This is a genomic window from Methylobacillus sp., from assembly GCF_036844465.1.
GTDB lineage: Bacteria > Pseudomonadota > Gammaproteobacteria > Burkholderiales > Methylophilaceae > Methylobacillus.
Map to the genome: position 1 here is coordinate 1 of NZ_DAIUFW010000005.1, position 15,910 is coordinate 15,910.

Here is a 15,910-nt window from a genome sequence, read left to right on the forward strand (position 1 = left end):
ACGCCGCGCTCGGGTTCATGCTCCATGCCCTTGGCGCGCGCGAACCAGTTGTCGCGATCGTAGTCGGCATCGACAAACGGCACGCCGAACTGCTCGGCAAAACGGATATTCTCGTTCTTGCGCAGTTCATACTCCTTGAGTGGGTGAATGTTGGGATTGTAGAAAAAGATCGTGTAATCGATACCGGAAGCCAACATAGCCTCCATCACCTCGCCACTGCATGGCGCGCAGCACGAGTGCAGCAACACCTTGTTGTGACCGTTGGGCAATGGCAGGGAATTGCGTTTGAAATCTTGTGAATCGCTCATGTTTTTATTTCTCCCAGCCTGAACTAGAACTTGAATCTGGCCCTGATGAAGCCATTTCTGCCGGGCATCGGGTAATAGGTCTCACGATAACCCAATGTTGTATAAGCCTGGTCAAACAGGTTATTGACCCCTGCCATCAACTCCCATTGCTTGAGGTCGTAACCCAGTGCGGCATCTACCAAGGTGTACGCAGATAATTTAGCAAATGCGGTATTAGTAATGTCGTCGCCGTCATAACGGCTACCGACATAACGCAGGCCCACGCTCAAACTTAACGCTTGCTGTGGCGTCCAGCGCAGGTTGAAGTTGGCTGTCTGGCGTGGCACATGTGGTATATCAGCACCTGAACCATCAAACTTGGGTTGAATATAGGCTGCGTTGAAGTTGGAGAACCACTTGGGACTCATCTGCCATTTGCTTTGGAATTCCAGCCCCTTACGCACGGTAGGTTCATCATAGTTACGATTGACAGCCAGGCCGCCTGCCGCTGGCGGCCCAAAGTAGATTTCATCCTCATTGCGCATCTTGAATAACGTGAGACTTAGAGAGAGCGACTTGTCTGGATCATACCTGACACCGAGTTCAGAAGTCTTACCCTGCTGTGGCTTGAGGTCTGATGAAGAAAGTACCAGTTCATCAATATTGGGGCTGCGAAATTGGCGCGTGACACTGGCAAACAAATCAAAGCTGTTAATGGGTTTCCAGCTCAGTCCAACCTCCGAACCATGATTGCGCCAGTTGCCACCTTGTTGGTTGTCGGAACGGTAGGCATAGGGTGTGCATCCGATGAGAATCGGTGGGAAACCTGGGGTATAACTGCAATTTCTGGCGTACTTCTCATCAGACATCATGGTTCTAAATGTTTCAACGCGCGCGCCCAAGACCAGTGTCACATTGCCAGGGATAACAATACTGTCCTTGATGAACAGGCCACGCCGGTCGAGATCGGCTACTTTACGTTCAGGATGTACTCCTGATAGTTGTATACCTGATAGTCTGGCGTAATCGCCTAACTGACGATTTGCTCCTGTTACTAAGCTATGCTTGAGTGGACCGGTGGAAAATTCCAGATCGTAGCGAAGGCTGTAATCCTTACGTTCCGACTGGATTTGGTCGATTTGCCTATCAATCGGCAAACCAAGATTGGGGCTCATGACATAATCATTGGTGCGTTGCCGTTTGGTTGCTTGCAAGGTTAGCTTGCCGAATTGCTCGAAATCGAGGCTCGCCCCCAAGGTATAACTATCGTCATCTGTCCAGCCCCTATCATTTGGTGTCCGTGTTCCTCTTCGTCCAGATTCGGATCTAAACGCCTCTCTGCTGACATACCCGGTAAACCCATGTTCATCTCGATGGCTGCTAATCCGGAGGTAAAAATCATACAGATCGTTAGGCATCAGGCGGAATTCAATAGCGCCGTTTTTGGAGCGAAGGTCACTGTTCTTGCGGTAACCATCGGTATCAAGTTGACTGAGATTGATGGTGGTTGCCAAGGGGCCAGCCGAAGCCCTTAGATTGCCTCGCAAATCCTGCTGACCAAATGAGCCACGCGTTGCCTCGACGAAACCAGATATTTTCTGACCAGGATAACCACGTTTGGTAATGATGTTGATCACGCCACCAACGGCACCATCACCGTATTCCACGGAGCCACCACCACGCAGGATTTCCACGCGTTCAATCTGCGATAGTGCTATGGTGCTGAAATCAGCTCCTGAAAGGTCGAATTCATTGAGTTTCACCCCATCAATCAATACCAGAACATTGCTGACGGCAGTATCACCCATACCACGGATATCAATACTGGCCTTCTTGTCATTGCCATAAAAGCTTTTAAGGTTAAGTCCAGCTTCGCGACTGAGCAGTTCAGCCACAGAACTATAGGGAGAGCGGGCAATTTCCTCGGAAGTAATCACGCTGACACTATGCGGTAAACCTTTAAAGGCCTCATTATCGTGCATGCCAATTATCTGGATCTCCTCCAGAGTAGCTGTATCTTCTGCGGCGAAACTGGTCAGACTAGGCCCTGTAATCAAGGTCGCGAGCAGCAGTAGGCGAGTGTGATGAGATAGATTCATGATGAGTAAAAAATGAGAACCCGCCACCTAGCTAAGATCGCGGGCTAATGCAATGCCAGGTAAACCTAGCTGCGGCGCTTGCGTGCAACAGCACCCAGCAGGCCCAAGCCTGCCAGCAGCAATGCTGCACTGCTTGACTCAGGCACAGGTGCTGCAACCAGGTTATCCAGCGCAAAGTAGGCAGGAGTATTGATACCCCATTGCGGATGATTGTCGGAAGAGGCTACATTGAATGTGATCTTAGTCACCGCACCCAGGCTGGAAAAATCGACAAACGTCCAGTCCTTGACGATGTAATCCTGACTGTTATCGCTGAAACGGTAATCTGCCAGGTAGAAATCGACAAAACCTGTACTATTGCCGAGCGCATCAAAACCATAGGCAGTCAGCTTGAACCAGTCTTCATCATTCCCACTTACACCGCCAAACATCTTGGCAAAATCATCACCATAGGTCATGGAGAGCGCCGCATAGGTAGTATTGGTGATATAAGCACCCGCTACATTCACCGCGCTATCAAAGGTAATGGTCGGCTGATTGCCAAAGTAGGAGGAGACATAAGCTACCGCATAGCTGGATGACCCATCTGCACCTTCACCTGCAAAAGCGCTGAACTGGTTCAACCAACCTGCTGTTGTGGTATCAGTCTGGTTGGAGTAAGTGAAACCATCCCATGAGCCATACATCTCGTCATAATTGAACTGAAAGCTTCCCAGGCCACTGGTAAATATCTTGTCCGCTCCGTTGTAATTGCTATTCGGGCTAGATAAGAGATCTTCAAATGTGCTGGTAACAGTCGCTGCATTAGCTTGCCCAGCTACCATCAGCCCGGCAATAGCTAGGCTTGTCATGTACTTGTACATATCTTTTCCTTTCCAGAGAGGGTTAAGCTGTCAGATTGCGACGTTGACGACGACGCGCTACTGCAGGCACTACAATCAAGCCTGCCAGCAACATGGCATACGCAGACGGCTCCGGCACGGCTGCTGCAAAGTGGATGACACCCACTGCATCCAAGTCGAAGCCGCCACTACCCCAGGTTGGGAAAGGATCATAGATAGGATTGGGGCCACCGTATTCAGCAGGATAACTATCGAAATAGCTACCATCCCCTACAATGTCGATCAGGCGGACATGGCTGACTGCATTGACATCCAGTCCAGCAATGCCTACCAGATCATCAAGATCAAATGGTGTGCCATAACCTACCTTGTACTTACCAGCCAGATTATGGATATTGGTGGGATCCACCGTACCGTAGCCACTGACAGGATTGGATGTGAAGGAATAGTTAGGAAAACGGAAGAAATTGATACCGTCAGAAGAAACCTCAACGTATGCCAACTCAAGGAAGGTGTCATTGAAAGAATTCTCGAATACGGCAAAGTCATAGCCAGTACCGTTGTAGATCGTGCCACTGAATGTCAGTGTAATGCTGCCGCCATCGCCCAGAGTGACAATATCATAAACGCTGTCCAGACCGGTGCCCGCCGCACCACCCAAGGCATTTTCAGGTGTTTTCCAGGTAGCATCGACGTTAGGGCCTGGATTATAGTTTTCATAACCGGTAGCCCACTGGACGAAACCGGGATCGGTACCAATAATAGCAGTGGATCCAGGCTTGCCTGCAGCTGGTGCAAACGGACCCGCATAGGCCGCACCGCTCAATAGCAAACCTGCCAATGGCAACAAGGCAAAAGTATTACGCATGGTGAATTTTCCCCAAATCTGATGAAATGAAGCTACAAATGGATAAGGAGAAAATAGGCATGAGCCCTGACAGGACGCAGGACGACACTCAAGCACACATCACACTACCCACCGTAGCAAACGTATTACAAGCATCAGGCCGGTCTCCGGGCTTATGAGGATATATCCAGTTCACCTTCCCATGCAGCATTGCACAGTGGCATATCGAACCGGCATGACTCATTTACCGTTGCGGGGGCAGCGTCGGAATTGCACTTCACTATGAACGTGAGATTGCGCACCGAACTTCCCGTTTAACTCCTGACAAAGAACTTGTCAGAAGCACCTAAAGCATTAGCGATACTATCACAACTTCGCTTATTTCATTTACCCGAGACAAGCATCGCTCTCTCTTTGCCCAGGGTATTTAAGCCATATGTATGACTCAGCCCAGAACTTGAATCTGCGCCAATTCGACAAAAGCCTGGACGTAGTCGATATGCATATCCGACTCGCGGATGCCGAGAAAAATCTGCTTGGTGACACCGTCCCTGCCCAGACGCAGCGGCACCACGTCAAACTTGGCCCGATATTCATTGACCAGCCAGCGCGGTAATGCCGCCACGCCACGTCCGCTCGCGACCATCTGCAGCATGATGTCCGTAGTCTCGATCTGCTTGTGACGCTTGGGGTTAATGCCTGCAGGGAGCATGAACTGGGTATAGATATCCAGCCGGTCGATTTCCACGGGATAGGTAATCAGGGTTTCTGCCGCGAGCTGCTCCGGCAGCACGTACTCCGCGCCGCTCAACCTGTGCCGCACGCCCACCACCAGCACCTGCTCGTAATCGAACACCGGCTGGAAATGCAGGCCCGGCTTGTAGAGCGGGTCCGGCGTCACCAGCATGTCGATCTCGTAGCCGAACAATGCGCCTATGCCGCCGAACTGGAATTTCTGCTTCACGTCCACGTCCACATCGGGCCAGGCGGCGAGGTAAGGCGACACTACCTTGAGCAGCCATTGGTAGCAGGGATGGCACTCCATGCCGATGCGCAGCGTGCCGCGCTCTCCCTGAGCGAACTGGCGCAGACGTTCTTCCGCCAATGCCAGTTGCGGCAAGACGCGGTTGGCTACCGCCAGCAGGTATTGCCCGGCCTGCGTCAGGCGCAGACTGCGCCCTTCGCGCAGCCAGATATCCGTGCCCAGTTGCTGCTCCAGCTTCTTCATGCTATGGCTCAGCGCGGATTGCGTCAGGCACATCACATTGGCTGCCGCCGTCAGCGAGCCTTGCTTTTCGACTTCGCGAATGATGGTGAGATGGATTCTATCCAGCATACTGATGAGTTAAATTCATTGAGTGTTGAAATAATACCATTTTTAATCATGTATTGATCGGACTACCATGCTCACATCATAAATTCTGATGAAGGTAATGCACATGGCCACAATTCATAATCTTGGCTTTCCGCGCATTGGCGCCAAACGTGAACTGAAATTCGCATTGGAATCCTACTGGAAGGGCGAATCCTCCCGTGAAGAGTTGAAATCCACTGGCGCCGCCTTGCGCCAGCGCCACTGGGCAGCGCAATCGGACCTCGATCTCGTGCCAGTTGGCGACTTCGCCTTCTACGACCAGGTGCTGGACATGAGCTTCACGCTGGGCAACCTGCCCGAGCGCGTCAAGGATTTCCACGGCGACCAGCTGGACAACTACTTCCGCGTGGCACGCGGCCGCTCCGCCAAATCCGCCGAGGAACATGCCGCTTGCTGCGGCGGCGTCGCCGCGGGCGAAATGACCAAGTGGTTCGACACCAACTACCACTACATCGTGCCAGAATTCAACGCCAATACCGCATTCAAGCTGGACACATCGCGCCTGCTGGAACAATTGGCCGAAGCCAAGGCGCAGGGTGTCAAGGCCAAGCCCGTCATCATCGGGCCGGTGACCTACCTGGCCATCGGCAAAGCCAAGGACGATTCCGACAAGCTGGCCTTGTTGCAGCGCCTGCTGCCTGTCTATGCCGAACTGCTGGAAACCCTGGCGAAGCAAGGCGTTGAATGGGTGCAGATCGACGAACCGATCCTGGTTACCGAGCTCGACGACGGCTGGCAGGATGCGTTTGAAACTGCTTATAGCTACTTCAAGAGCATTCCGGTCAAGCTGTTGCTGGCGACCTATTTTGGTCAATTGCTGGAAAACCGCGCCTTGCTTGCCAGCCTGCCAGTCGCGGGCGTGCATATCGATGCCATCAACGGGCGCGACGACATTGCGCCGCTGCTCGAACTGCTTCCTGCGGACAGAGTTGTATCTCTGGGCGTCATCAATGGCCGCAACATCTGGAAAACCGACCTCAATGCCGTGCTGGATTGGGTAGAGCCGCTGGCGCAACAATTGGGCGAGCGCCTATGGATTGCGCCTTCCTGCTCGCTGCTGCACGTACCTGTGGATCTCGACAGCGAACAACGTCTGGATGAAGAAATCAAGTCCTGGCTGGCGTTTGCCATCCAGAAACTGGCAGAATTGAAGGTATTGGCTACCGCGTTGCGCAGTGGTCGCGCTGCCGTCAAGGCGGAACTCGACGCCAACCAGGCCGCGATCGACGCACGTCGCAATTCGCCGCGCGTGAACAATCCAGCAGTCAAGGCTGCCTTGGGTGAACTGGATGCCAAGCTAGGCCAGCGCAAGAACCCGTATGCCCAGCGCGCGCAAAAGCAGGCAGCTTTGCTGCAATTGCCAAAGTACCCCACGACTACCATCGGCTCATTCCCGCAAACCGCCGATATCCGTCAGGCCCGCAGCCAATTCAAGGCAGGCACGCTGAATGAAATTGCTTACAAGGCCGCCATGCAGCAGGAAATCGAGCGCAGCGTGCGCGAACAGGAAAAGCTGGGCCTGGACGTATTGGTGCACGGCGAAGCCGAACGCAACGACATGGTGGAATACTTCGGCGAGCAACTGGAAGGCTATGCGTTCAGCCAGTTCGGCTGGGTGCAGTCCTACGGTTCGCGCTGCGTGAAGCCGCCCATCCTGTTCGGTGACATCAGCCGCCCGCACCCGATGACCGTGGAATGGATCAAGTATGCGCAATCGCTCACAGCCAAGCCGATGAAGGGCATGCTGACTGGTCCCGTGACCATCCTCAACTGGTCATTCGTGCGCGACGACCAGCCACGCTCCGTAAGCTGCTACCAGCTCGCACTGGCCATCCGCCAGGAAGTGCTCGACCTGGAAAAAGCCGGCGTACACGTGATCCAGATCGACGAGGCTGCCTTGCGCGAAGGCCTGCCGCTGCGTAAATCGCAATGGAAGGAATACCTCGACTGGGCCGTGGAATCGTTCCGCATCACCGCCAACGGCGTGGAAGACGAAACCCAGATTCACACTCATATGTGCTATTCCGAGTTCAACGACATCATTGCTTCGATCGCGGACATGGATGCCGACGTCATCACCATTGAGACCTCGCGCTCGGATATGGAGCTGCTCGACGCGTTCGACAACTTCAATTACCCGAACGAAATCGGTCCTGGCGTTTACGACATTCACTCGCCCAACATACCGACAGAAGAGCACATGGTGCAGCTGATGCAAAAGGCTGCAGAGCGCATCCCTGCCGAGCGCCTGTGGGTAAACCCTGACTGCGGCCTGAAAACCCGCCAGTGGGCAGAGGTGACCCCTGCGCTGACCAATATGGTCGCTGCAGCGAAAACATTGCGCGCCCAGCACTGACCACGCCAGTAGCTTGTGATTGAATCAATATGCCGCGTTCAGCGGCATATTGCATTTCAGGGGTTGGCAGCCGATAACCCGCCATCCATGTCCTGGATATTCATCACGAACGCAATCCAGTGTATATTGACCCCATACTGACAAGAAAACAAAAGGAGGCGCCACCATGAAAACCGTGCGGCAAGTTCTGGACACCAAAGGCAGTACCGTATATTCCGTTGCGCCGGAAAGCCTGATCTATGACGCTTTGCTCCTCATGGCCGAGCACCATATCGGTGCGTTGGCCGTCATGCAGAGAGACAAGCTGGTCGGCATCTTTTCCGAGCGGGATTATGCGCGCGAAGTCGTCCTCAAAGGCAGAACCTCGAGAACCACGACTGTCGGCGACATTATGTCGGCGCAATTGACGACAGTACACCTCGACGATACCGTGGATCATTGCATGAACCTGGTGTCAGGCAAGCGCGTCCGCCACCTGCCAGTGCTGGAAGATGACAAGCTGGTCGGCCTGCTCTCCATTGGCGATCTGGTGAAGGAAACCATCGCCTACCAGGAGTTTCTCATCCAGCAACTGGAAAACTATATCCAGAGCTAAAGCAACTCATCAAGCTCTCCTGGCGTTGCTGCTCTCCTTGCTGTGTTGTGGCAATTGCTGCTCAAGAGGGCTTGGAGCCACTTGACGCGTCCGGGCCTTCCCAGACATTGTGATTGCGGCTATCCGTCACCTCTTCCATTTCCCGCGCCAGCATCCGCTGCAAATCCTGGCGGGTGCGCACCGTGTAGGAAACCACTTCCTGCATATTGGTGTGGATAGGCTGCAATTCCCGCGTCATTTTCTCATCACCCTGTCGGAACCGCCAGGCGGCGCTATATGCCTGGTACGGTGTATAGCCCATTTCGCACAATGCCTTCTCGCCCAGATGCACCGCTGAGAAGAAAGTTTCACGGACGCAATCAATTCCCATATCCATATAGTCGAATACATAGGTACGGTTGCGCGCGCGGGCCAAAATTCTGACTTCGGGATAATGCTGGCGCACATACCGCGCCGTTTCCAACGCATCTTCGGCATTGTCTATCGCCAGTATCAAGAGCCGCGCTTTGGCGATGCCTGCCGCGCGCAATACATCGGGCCTGGTAATGTCGCCGTAATAGGCGCGATAACCGAAGCTGCGCATCAGCTCGATCTGGTTGGGATCGTGCTCGATCACCGTCGGCACAATTCCGGCACTGGTCAACAAACGGGTGATAACCTGCCCCACCCTGCCGAACCCGGCAATGATAACGGGCCGTGCCTCCTCAAATTCGTCATGCTGCCGGTTCTTGCGATGCTGCTTCAGCCTGCGCCGATAGCCATACTGAAAAAGCAGCAATAATAACGGCGTGGTGACCATGGATAACGCCACCACGGAGTTAAGCAACGCGCTATGCCCGGCGCTGATGACCTTGGCCTCGACCGCCGTGTTGAAAATCACAAAAGCGAACTCGCCTATCTGCGACAAGGTCACCGCAAACATCATGCTGCCAGCATTCGCCTGACCGAATATCCGTGCCAAGCCGAACAGTAACGCCAGCTTGACCAGCACAATAGCCAATGCCAGCCCGATAATCAGCCCTGGCTGCTGCAACACCATGTCCAGGTTGACCGACATGCCCACAGAAATGAAAAACAGCCCCAGGAGCAAACCTTTGAAAGGCTCGATATCCAGTTCCAACTCCTGGCGGTATTCCGAATCCGCGAGCAGCACTCCGGCAATGAATGCTCCCAAAGCCATGGATAAACCGACCAGTGTCATGAGAATGGAAACGCCGATGACCAGGAACAAGGCAAAGGCGATGAATATTTCCCGTAGCCCGGTGTTGGCGATATAGCGCAGCACCGGGCGCAGCAGGTATTGCCCGCCCAGTATCAGCAACACCACCAGTCCAATGGCCTTGAGAATCGCCAGCCAGTCCATATGTACGCCATGCGAGGTATGCGCCCCTGGAGCGATAACCAGCAGCAGGATCATGATGGGAATAACCGCCAGATCCTGGAAAAGCAGGACGGCAAACGAGGCTCGCCCTGCCGGCCGGTTCAATGCCCCCTGCTCGGCAAGAATCTGTATCGCAATTGCGGTGGAAGACATGGCAATCCCCATGCCTGCCACCAACGAGAACCGCCAATCCAGGCCAAAGACCACGCCCAACCCATATACCAAGCCAGTAGTGAGCAAGACTTGCAAACCACCCATACCGAAAATCGGCAGGCGCAACTCCATGAGCTTGTCCGGCTCGATCTCCAGCCCGATCAGGAACAGCATCATTACCACGCCGAACTCGGAAAAATGCATCACCGTCTCGGTGTTCCCGACCAAGCCCAGCCCCCAGGGGCCGATGACGATTCCAGCAAACAGGTATCCCAACACGGAGCCGAGGCCAATGCGGCGGAACACAGGCACGGCCAGCACCGCCGCACCGAGATAGATAGCGCTTTCCAGCAATAGGGCAGGAATCTGGGTGTCCGCCATCAGCTTGCTTTCATGTCATTATCCGGCGCCAGATACTTCGCCTCTTCCGCCTGCAAGCTATCTACCACTGGCGGCCAATCGCCTGCCGCCAACCGATCAAGCCAGATAGCATAACTTGCCGCTTGATCCTGCAAAGCCTCATCGCTGAGAGTATCCGCCGCCTGGATGAGAAAAGGTTGCAGATAGTGCATATTGCATAGCCTCGCCGTCTGTTCGAAAGGTCGCAACAGCTCGGCCATGGAAAAATGGTTATAGCCACGGCGCTGGTAGACGACTTCCGACCCCGCTGCAGAAACAACCTGCACCCAGGCCTTGCCCGACAAATGTGTGGTTTCACCATAAGCCCAGCCGTAGCGCAGCACGGTATCCAGCCAGCTTTTCAGCAAAGCCGGGCATGAATACCAATATAAAGGGTGCTGGAACACCAGCACGTCATGCTCATTCACTAATGCCTGCTCATGCGGCACATCAATCATCTGCTCAGGATAAGCGGCATAAAGATCATGCACCCGCACGCACTCGCAGCGACGGGCAGCCTCAAGCAGCGCCCGGTTGATACGCGAGTTTTCCAGCATGGGATGTGCCAGAATCACCAGCACGCGCTTGTTCAAACGCTCATTCCCCGATGATTTTCACGAGTACGCGCTTATTGCGGCGGCCATCGAACTCTCCATAGAAAATCTGCTCCCACGGACCAAAATCCAGGCGGCCTTCCGTCACCGCGACCACGACTTCACGGCCCATGATCTGGCGCTTCATGTGCGCATCGGCATTGTCCTCGCCGGTATCGTTATGGCGATAGTTGCGAATGGGCTCGTGCGGCGCCAGGCGCTCCAGCCATTCACGATAATCATGATGCAGGCCGGATTCATCATCGTTGATGAACACGCTTGCAGTGATATGCATCGCATTCACCAGCACCAGCCCTTCACGCACGCCGCTTTCGCGCAAACAGATTTCGACTTCATGGGTAATGTTGATGAACGCCACGCGCGACGGCGCATTGAACCACAGCTCTTTACGGTAACTTTTCATGGGTCCTGCCTTAAAAAATAGTCAACCGGGAAATTATAGCCTGCCGCTGTTGTCATTGGACGAGCCGAAATACTCTTTTGCAATTAGCTTGGTTTTCGGTTAAAACTAACCAGTTACTGCCTTCTCATTACAATCAAGCAAGGAGAAATACACAATGAGCGACAAGATCTACATGCGTGTCGGCGAAGCCCTGGTGGCAGGTGGCCCGCCCGGAACGGCTGCCGAACCAGAGGTGATCATCGGCGAAATGGACGGCCCCATGGGCACTGCCTTCGGCACCTTGCTTGGTGACCAGGTCAAGGGACACTCCCGCGTGCTTGCCATCCTCAATACTGACATCATGGTGCGTCCCGCCACCATCATGGTGAGCAAGGTCACCGTCAAGAACGAGCGTTACACCAATATCCTCATGGGCACCGTGCAGGCCGCAATCGCCAATGGCGTGCTGGATGCCGTGCGCAATGGCGATATCCCCAAGGAGAAAGCCAACGACCTCGGCATCATCGTCTCGGTCTGGCTCAACCCCATCGTGATCGACCAGGACAACCTGGACCATCAAATCCTGTTCGACATCCACCGTAAGGCCACAGCCAACGCCATCCACAAGGCGATGAACAATAAGCCCGATATCGATTGGCTGTTGGAAAACCAGGACAAGATCGTGCATAAATACTTCCAGATGGGCCTGGACGGCAAGATCTGACTGACCAACACATAATTTAGGCTTTAAAGATGCCCTGGCAGCATGCCGTTGCCAGGGCAATATTCAACAAGAATGCTATGGCTGCTGCAGGTTTTCAGGTAGAGCGAGATGCTCCAGGTGCAACACGCATTGTCCTCAACGGGCAATGGTCCCTGCGCGACCTGGATAACGACTTCGCCCGGCTGCGCCGTGCGCTCAAGCCCTATTTTGCCGATGCCAATATTCACTGGGACCTGACCCAGATCGAACAGCTGGATACCGCTGGCGCGGCAGTCTTGTGGAATGGCTGGCATGGTCAATTAAAGGATAAGGTAGCGCTCACTGACGAACAAGCCGCTTTATTTGAAACGCTGGCCAGCATTCCTAATCCAACCGTTGAAAAATCCTCGCGTTTCAACCTGCTAAAGCTGATAGCCGCAGCAGGCAGGCTGACGATTTTCATGAGCAGCCATCTCCGTGATTTCGTCAGCCTGCTGGGGCTGCTGGTCATGGAACTGGCTTATCTCCTGCGCCGACCGCAGGATTTCCCTTGGCGCGAGTTCAGCGCCAATGTCTATAAAAGTGGCGTGACGGCACTCCCGGTCACAGCCTTGCTGGGTTTCATGATCGGCATTGCCATGAGTTACCTGATGGCAACTCAGCTCCGTACCTTCGGCGCTGACATCTTCATCGTTAATATCCTCGGGCTGGCCATCATCCGCGAGCTTGGGCCCATCCTCATGGCCGTACTGATTGCCGGGCGGTCAGGTTCTGCCATGGCCGCCCAGATCGGCGTCATGCGCGTCACCGAGGAAATCGACGCGCTCGCCACCATGGGTATTTCCCGCATCCTGCGCATTGTGCTGCCCAAAGTGTTAGGGCTCACTTTCATCGCACCGTTCCTTGTCATCTGGACCTCGTGCTGGGGTTTGCTCGGCGGCGCCCTCTCCGCCAATCTCGAACTCGGCCTGGGATACCGCTTCTTTTTTGATTACCTTGCTACCGTCGTGCAGCCGGTCAACCTCACTCTGGGTCTGGTCAAGGGCGTCATGTTTGGCTTCATTGTCGCCGTCATGGCCTGCCACTTCGGCCTGCGCATCAAGCCGAACACCGAAAGCCTGAGCCGCAGCACCACCAGTTCCGTCGTCACCGCCATTACCTGCGTCATCCTGATCGATGCGGGTTTCGCCATTCTCACGAGAAGCATCGGGGTATGACGATGAACCAGCAAGCAATGCCTCCGATCTGCGACATCAGGAAAGTCTGGACGGTGTTCGGCAGCAATACCGTGCACCAGAACCTCGACCTGACGATCAATACCGGCGAGATTGTGTCCCTGGTCGGCGGCTCCGGTAGCGGAAAGACCACTCTGCTACGGCATATTGTCGGCCTGACCCGTCCGACCAAGGGTGAGGTATTGCTGTTCGGCAGAAATCTACATGCCATGAGCAGACTGCCGCAACAACGCCTGATGAACCGGCTGGGCATGCTGTTCCAGCAGGGTGCGCTGTTCTCCGCGCTCAGCGTGTTCGACAACATCGCCTTTCCCCTGCGCGAACTCAAGCAATTTGACGAAGCCACCATCCGCCAGCTCGTATTGCACAAACTGGCGCTGGTGGAAATGGAGCCGGACACCGGCACCCGGTTGCCCTCGCAACTTTCCGGCGGCATGATCAAGCGTGTGGCATTGGCGCGCGCGCTGGCGCTGGAGCCGGAATTGCTGTTGCTGGACGAACCAACCGCGGGGCTGGACCCGGATCGCAGCGAAAATTTTGTCGAATTGATCAAGAGCATCAAGCACTCTTTGGGGTTGACAGTAATTTTCGTCACCCATGATCTGGATACTTTGGTATCGCTGACCGACAAGGTAGCGGTGCTGGCCGACAAGCATATCGTCGCCAATTGCAGCCTGCGCGAGCTTGGCAACATCGACCACCCCTTTGTGCAAAACTTTTTCCAGGGCGTTCGTGTCCGACTGGAAAGGATTGGATAATTTATGGAAAACCGTGCTCACGCCCTTGCTGTCGGTATCATCACTCTGATCCTGCTGGCGATTCTTGCATTCTCATTCTGGTGGATGAGCGGCACCCGCCAATCGTTCACCGAATACAAGATCATCTCGAAACAACCTGTCACCGGGCTCAGCCAGGAAGCCTCGGTCAAATTCCGCGGCGTCAACGTGGGAAAAGTCTCCGATATTGCGCTTGACCCGAATTCGCAATCCTCGATCGAGATCATCATTCGGGTGGACGACAAGCTGCGCCTGACCAGGGACGCCTATGCGGAACTGCGCTCCCAAGGGGTAACGGGGCTTGCCTATATCGACCTCAACGACCCGAACGACTCAGGTACGGGAGAGGAGCTTGCGCCGGATTCGCTCATCACCATGCGCCCCTCACTGATAGACCGCATCTCCGAACGCGTCCCGCGCATGGTGGATAAGATGGAAACCTTTATCAATCACGGCTCCGCCACCCTGGAGCATGCCAACAACGTTATCGAGAGTATCGACGTGCCGACCCTGAACCAGACCCTGGCCAATCTCGAGCGGGCGACCTCCAGGCTGGAGCCAGTACTGGCATCTGCCAATGAAGCATTCGGCAAGGCCAGCAAATTCATGTCTGAACAGAACCAGCAGCAGCTCACGCAAACCCTGGCCAATCTGCAAGAGGCCTCCAATGCCGCCACGCCGCTGCTCAACGAGCTGACCGCCACCGTGCAGGACGTGCGCAATATGACCGGCGACCTGCGTCACAGCGCTGGTCTGGTTGGCGACACGTTGAATAATGAAACCCTGCCGCGCATCAACGATCTGACCGCAACTGCCAACGATGATGCCCGCCGCATCAGCCGCCTGCTGGACATGCTGGAGGAGAATCCGCAAAGCCTGATTTTCGGCAAACCGGAAATGCGCCCCGGCCCTGGTGAATCCGGCTTCGATTCCGCTCAATGAGGTATCCCATGCACACACTCCCGTCCCTTGCGCTGGCACTGTTAGCTGCTTTCAGCCTGAATGCCTGCGTCAGCTCGATCAAACCCAAAACCACGCCGCTGGACTTGTATGATTTCGGCCTGCAAGCCGCAACCCGGCCAGTGGATTTCAGCCTGCCGGTTGAGAGTCTCAGCGCCATGGATGCCATCCAGCACAGCAACATCCGCTACCGCCTCAACTACAAGAACCCCTCGCAGGTGTTTGTCTATGCGGAAAGCCGCTGGGCAAGTCCTCCCGTAGAGCTGCTGCGCCAGAAACTGGCCACCACCCCCTCCAGCCATGCGGGATGCAGCCTAAAACTCTATATCACTGCCTTCGATCATGTCTTTGATGACGCCAATAGCAGCCACGGCGTAGTCCAGTTACAGGCCAGCCTGATGGATAAGCGCTCCCGCAAGCCGCTGGCTTCCACGCTGGTATCTGCCCAAAGCCCAGCATCAGGCACCGATGCGCGCGGCGGCGTGGCAGCGCTGGATGCCGCCAGCACCGAGGCGCTGCAATCCGCCTCCCGCTGGGCCAGCGTAACCAGCGCTGCAGCCAGTGAGTGTCAACCGAGCAACCCCTGATTAATGCATTCAGCATCTGCTCTAAGGCTCTCAATGCCAGAAATCACCGTTTACCCGGTATTCAGGGACGTCAATGGAGTCGGCCCCGACCCTGACCTCTCGCCACTGCCGGTAGTAGCCAGAGTCGGCAACTACTCCAGCGGATGGCGCGTGGAAACACATGCCCACCGGCGTGGACAACTGATGTTCATCACATCCGGCAGCATGCGCGTCGAATCGCGGGATGGCTCCTGGCTGATGGCAAGACTCTGCGTCAGGAGGCGTGCAGCATGCGCGTCGAATCGCGGGATGGCTCCTGGATCACGCCACCGGGCCGGGC

Annotated in this window: 15 protein-coding genes, 1 pseudogene and 1 riboswitch; of the genes and pseudogenes, 8 read left to right on the top strand and 8 right to left on the bottom strand. The window is 55.1% G+C overall.

All coding sequences use genetic code 11. The features are described 5' to 3' along the window. The 5 genes from V7Z75_RS07965 to V7Z75_RS07985 form a co-directional block, all read right to left on the bottom strand. Positions 1 to 308 (bottom strand): epoxyqueuosine reductase QueH (locus V7Z75_RS07965; RefSeq protein ID WP_334108087.1); only part of this gene is annotated, 308 nt, incomplete at its 3' end. Between the two features lie 23 nt (positions 309 to 331). Beyond that, positions 332 to 2,386: a TonB-dependent receptor gene (locus V7Z75_RS07970; RefSeq protein WP_334108088.1), complete on the bottom strand. Its 2,055-nt coding sequence runs from the start codon at positions 2,384 to 2,386 to the stop codon at positions 332 to 334. A 65-nt stretch (positions 2,387 to 2,451) separates the two neighbouring features. After that, complete coding sequence (locus V7Z75_RS07975) at positions 2,452 to 3,249, bottom strand: DUF4465 domain-containing protein (RefSeq protein ID WP_334108089.1); 798 nt, start codon at positions 3,247 to 3,249, stop codon at positions 2,452 to 2,454. A 22-nt stretch (positions 3,250 to 3,271) separates the two neighbouring features. After that, on the bottom strand, positions 3,272 to 4,096 hold the full coding sequence (locus tag V7Z75_RS07980; RefSeq protein WP_334108090.1) for a PEP-CTERM sorting domain-containing protein: 825 nt from the start codon (positions 4,094 to 4,096) through the stop codon (positions 3,272 to 3,274). Positions 4,097 to 4,216: 120 nt separating this feature from the next. Continuing rightward, positions 4,217 to 4,440: riboswitch (cobalamin riboswitch) on the bottom strand. Between the two features lie 80 nt (positions 4,441 to 4,520). Beyond that, entirely contained in the window at positions 4,521 to 5,411 is an 891-nt protein-coding gene (locus V7Z75_RS07985) for a LysR family transcriptional regulator (protein ID WP_334108091.1), read from the bottom strand. A gap of 103 nt (positions 5,412 to 5,514) precedes the next feature. Here V7Z75_RS07985 and metE point away from each other — a divergent pair, with 103 nt between their 5' ends. Then, positions 5,515 to 7,806, top strand: a complete 2,292-nt coding sequence (gene metE / locus V7Z75_RS07990) for a 5-methyltetrahydropteroyltriglutamate--homocysteine S-methyltransferase (RefSeq protein WP_334108092.1) — start codon at positions 5,515 to 5,517, stop codon at positions 7,804 to 7,806. A 166-nt stretch (positions 7,807 to 7,972) separates the two neighbouring features. Continuing rightward, positions 7,973 to 8,401, top strand: coding sequence for a CBS domain-containing protein (locus V7Z75_RS07995; RefSeq protein ID WP_334108093.1), 429 nt, complete (start codon positions 7,973 to 7,975; stop codon positions 8,399 to 8,401). A 61-nt stretch (positions 8,402 to 8,462) separates the two neighbouring features. On the opposite strand, the gene V7Z75_RS08000 is transcribed toward V7Z75_RS07995, so the two are convergent. From V7Z75_RS08000 to V7Z75_RS08010, 3 genes are read right to left on the bottom strand one after another with little or no spacing between them, the layout of a single operon-like run. Beyond that, positions 8,463 to 10,316: a monovalent cation:proton antiporter-2 (CPA2) family protein gene (locus tag V7Z75_RS08000; protein WP_334108094.1), complete on the bottom strand. Its 1,854-nt coding sequence runs from the start codon at positions 10,314 to 10,316 to the stop codon at positions 8,463 to 8,465. Continuing rightward, positions 10,316 to 10,927, bottom strand: a complete 612-nt coding sequence (locus V7Z75_RS08005; protein ID WP_334108095.1) for an NAD(P)H-dependent oxidoreductase — start codon at positions 10,925 to 10,927, stop codon at positions 10,316 to 10,318. Before V7Z75_RS08005 ends, V7Z75_RS08000 begins: the two co-directional genes overlap by 1 nt. Positions 10,928 to 10,931: 4 nt before the next feature. Then, positions 10,932 to 11,351 carry a secondary thiamine-phosphate synthase enzyme YjbQ gene (locus tag V7Z75_RS08010; protein ID WP_334108096.1) on the bottom strand — a complete coding sequence of 140 codons (420 nt, stop codon included), beginning with the start codon at positions 11,349 to 11,351 and terminating at the stop codon, positions 10,932 to 10,934. Between the two features lie 154 nt (positions 11,352 to 11,505). Between V7Z75_RS08010 and fae the strand changes: the two genes are divergently transcribed. The 6 genes and pseudogenes from fae to V7Z75_RS08040 all read left to right on the top strand — a co-directional run. After that, entirely contained in the window at positions 11,506 to 12,054 is a 549-nt protein-coding gene (fae, locus tag V7Z75_RS08015) for a formaldehyde-activating enzyme (protein ID WP_334108097.1), read from the top strand. A 29-nt stretch (positions 12,055 to 12,083) separates the two neighbouring features. After that, positions 12,084 to 13,250, top strand: a complete 1,167-nt coding sequence (locus V7Z75_RS08020) for an MlaE family ABC transporter permease (protein ID WP_334108098.1) — start codon at positions 12,084 to 12,086, stop codon at positions 13,248 to 13,250. Positions 13,251 to 13,252: 2 nt separating this feature from the next. Further along, positions 13,253 to 14,026, top strand: a complete 774-nt coding sequence (locus V7Z75_RS08025) for an ABC transporter ATP-binding protein (protein WP_334108099.1) — start codon at positions 13,253 to 13,255, stop codon at positions 14,024 to 14,026. A gap of 3 nt (positions 14,027 to 14,029) precedes the next feature. Further along, positions 14,030 to 14,986 carry an MlaD family protein gene (locus V7Z75_RS08030; RefSeq protein ID WP_334108100.1) on the top strand — a complete coding sequence of 319 codons (957 nt, stop codon included), beginning with the start codon at positions 14,030 to 14,032 and terminating at the stop codon, positions 14,984 to 14,986. 8 nt (positions 14,987 to 14,994) lie between these two features. Continuing rightward, on the top strand, positions 14,995 to 15,591 hold the full coding sequence (locus V7Z75_RS08035) for an ABC-type transport auxiliary lipoprotein family protein (RefSeq protein WP_334108101.1): 597 nt from the start codon (positions 14,995 to 14,997) through the stop codon (positions 15,589 to 15,591). Between the two features lie 33 nt (positions 15,592 to 15,624). Beyond that, a pseudogene (locus V7Z75_RS08040) lies at positions 15,625 to 15,910 on the top strand (hypothetical protein); the annotation flags it as partial.

Excerpts from the sequence above, each read along its gene's own strand:
- V7Z75_RS07970 (WP_334108088.1), bottom strand. The coding sequence starts at position 2,386 with ATGAATCTATCTCATCACACTCGCCTACTGCTGCTCGCGACCTTGATT.
- V7Z75_RS07975 (WP_334108089.1), bottom strand. The coding sequence starts at position 3,249 with ATGTACAAGTACATGACAAGCCTAGCTATTGCCGGGCTGATGGTAGCT.
- V7Z75_RS07980 (WP_334108090.1), bottom strand. The coding sequence starts at position 4,096 with ATGCGTAATACTTTTGCCTTGTTGCCATTGGCAGGTTTGCTATTGAGC.
- V7Z75_RS07985 (WP_334108091.1), bottom strand. The coding sequence starts at position 5,411 with ATGCTGGATAGAATCCATCTCACCATCATTCGCGAAGTCGAAAAGCAA.
- metE (WP_334108092.1), top strand. The coding sequence starts at position 5,515 with ATGGCCACAATTCATAATCTTGGCTTTCCGCGCATTGGCGCCAAACGT.
- V7Z75_RS07995 (WP_334108093.1), top strand. The coding sequence starts at position 7,973 with ATGAAAACCGTGCGGCAAGTTCTGGACACCAAAGGCAGTACCGTATAT.
- V7Z75_RS08000 (WP_334108094.1), bottom strand. The coding sequence starts at position 10,316 with ATGGCGGACACCCAGATTCCTGCCCTATTGCTGGAAAGCGCTATCTAT.
- V7Z75_RS08010 (WP_334108096.1), bottom strand. The coding sequence starts at position 11,351 with ATGAAAAGTTACCGTAAAGAGCTGTGGTTCAATGCGCCGTCGCGCGTG.
- fae (WP_334108097.1), top strand. The coding sequence starts at position 11,506 with ATGAGCGACAAGATCTACATGCGTGTCGGCGAAGCCCTGGTGGCAGGT.
- V7Z75_RS08020 (WP_334108098.1), top strand. The coding sequence starts at position 12,084 with ATGCCCTGGCAGCATGCCGTTGCCAGGGCAATATTCAACAAGAATGCT.
- V7Z75_RS08025 (WP_334108099.1), top strand. The coding sequence starts at position 13,253 with ATGAACCAGCAAGCAATGCCTCCGATCTGCGACATCAGGAAAGTCTGG.
- V7Z75_RS08030 (WP_334108100.1), top strand. The coding sequence starts at position 14,030 with ATGGAAAACCGTGCTCACGCCCTTGCTGTCGGTATCATCACTCTGATC.
- V7Z75_RS08035 (WP_334108101.1), top strand. The coding sequence starts at position 14,995 with ATGCACACACTCCCGTCCCTTGCGCTGGCACTGTTAGCTGCTTTCAGC.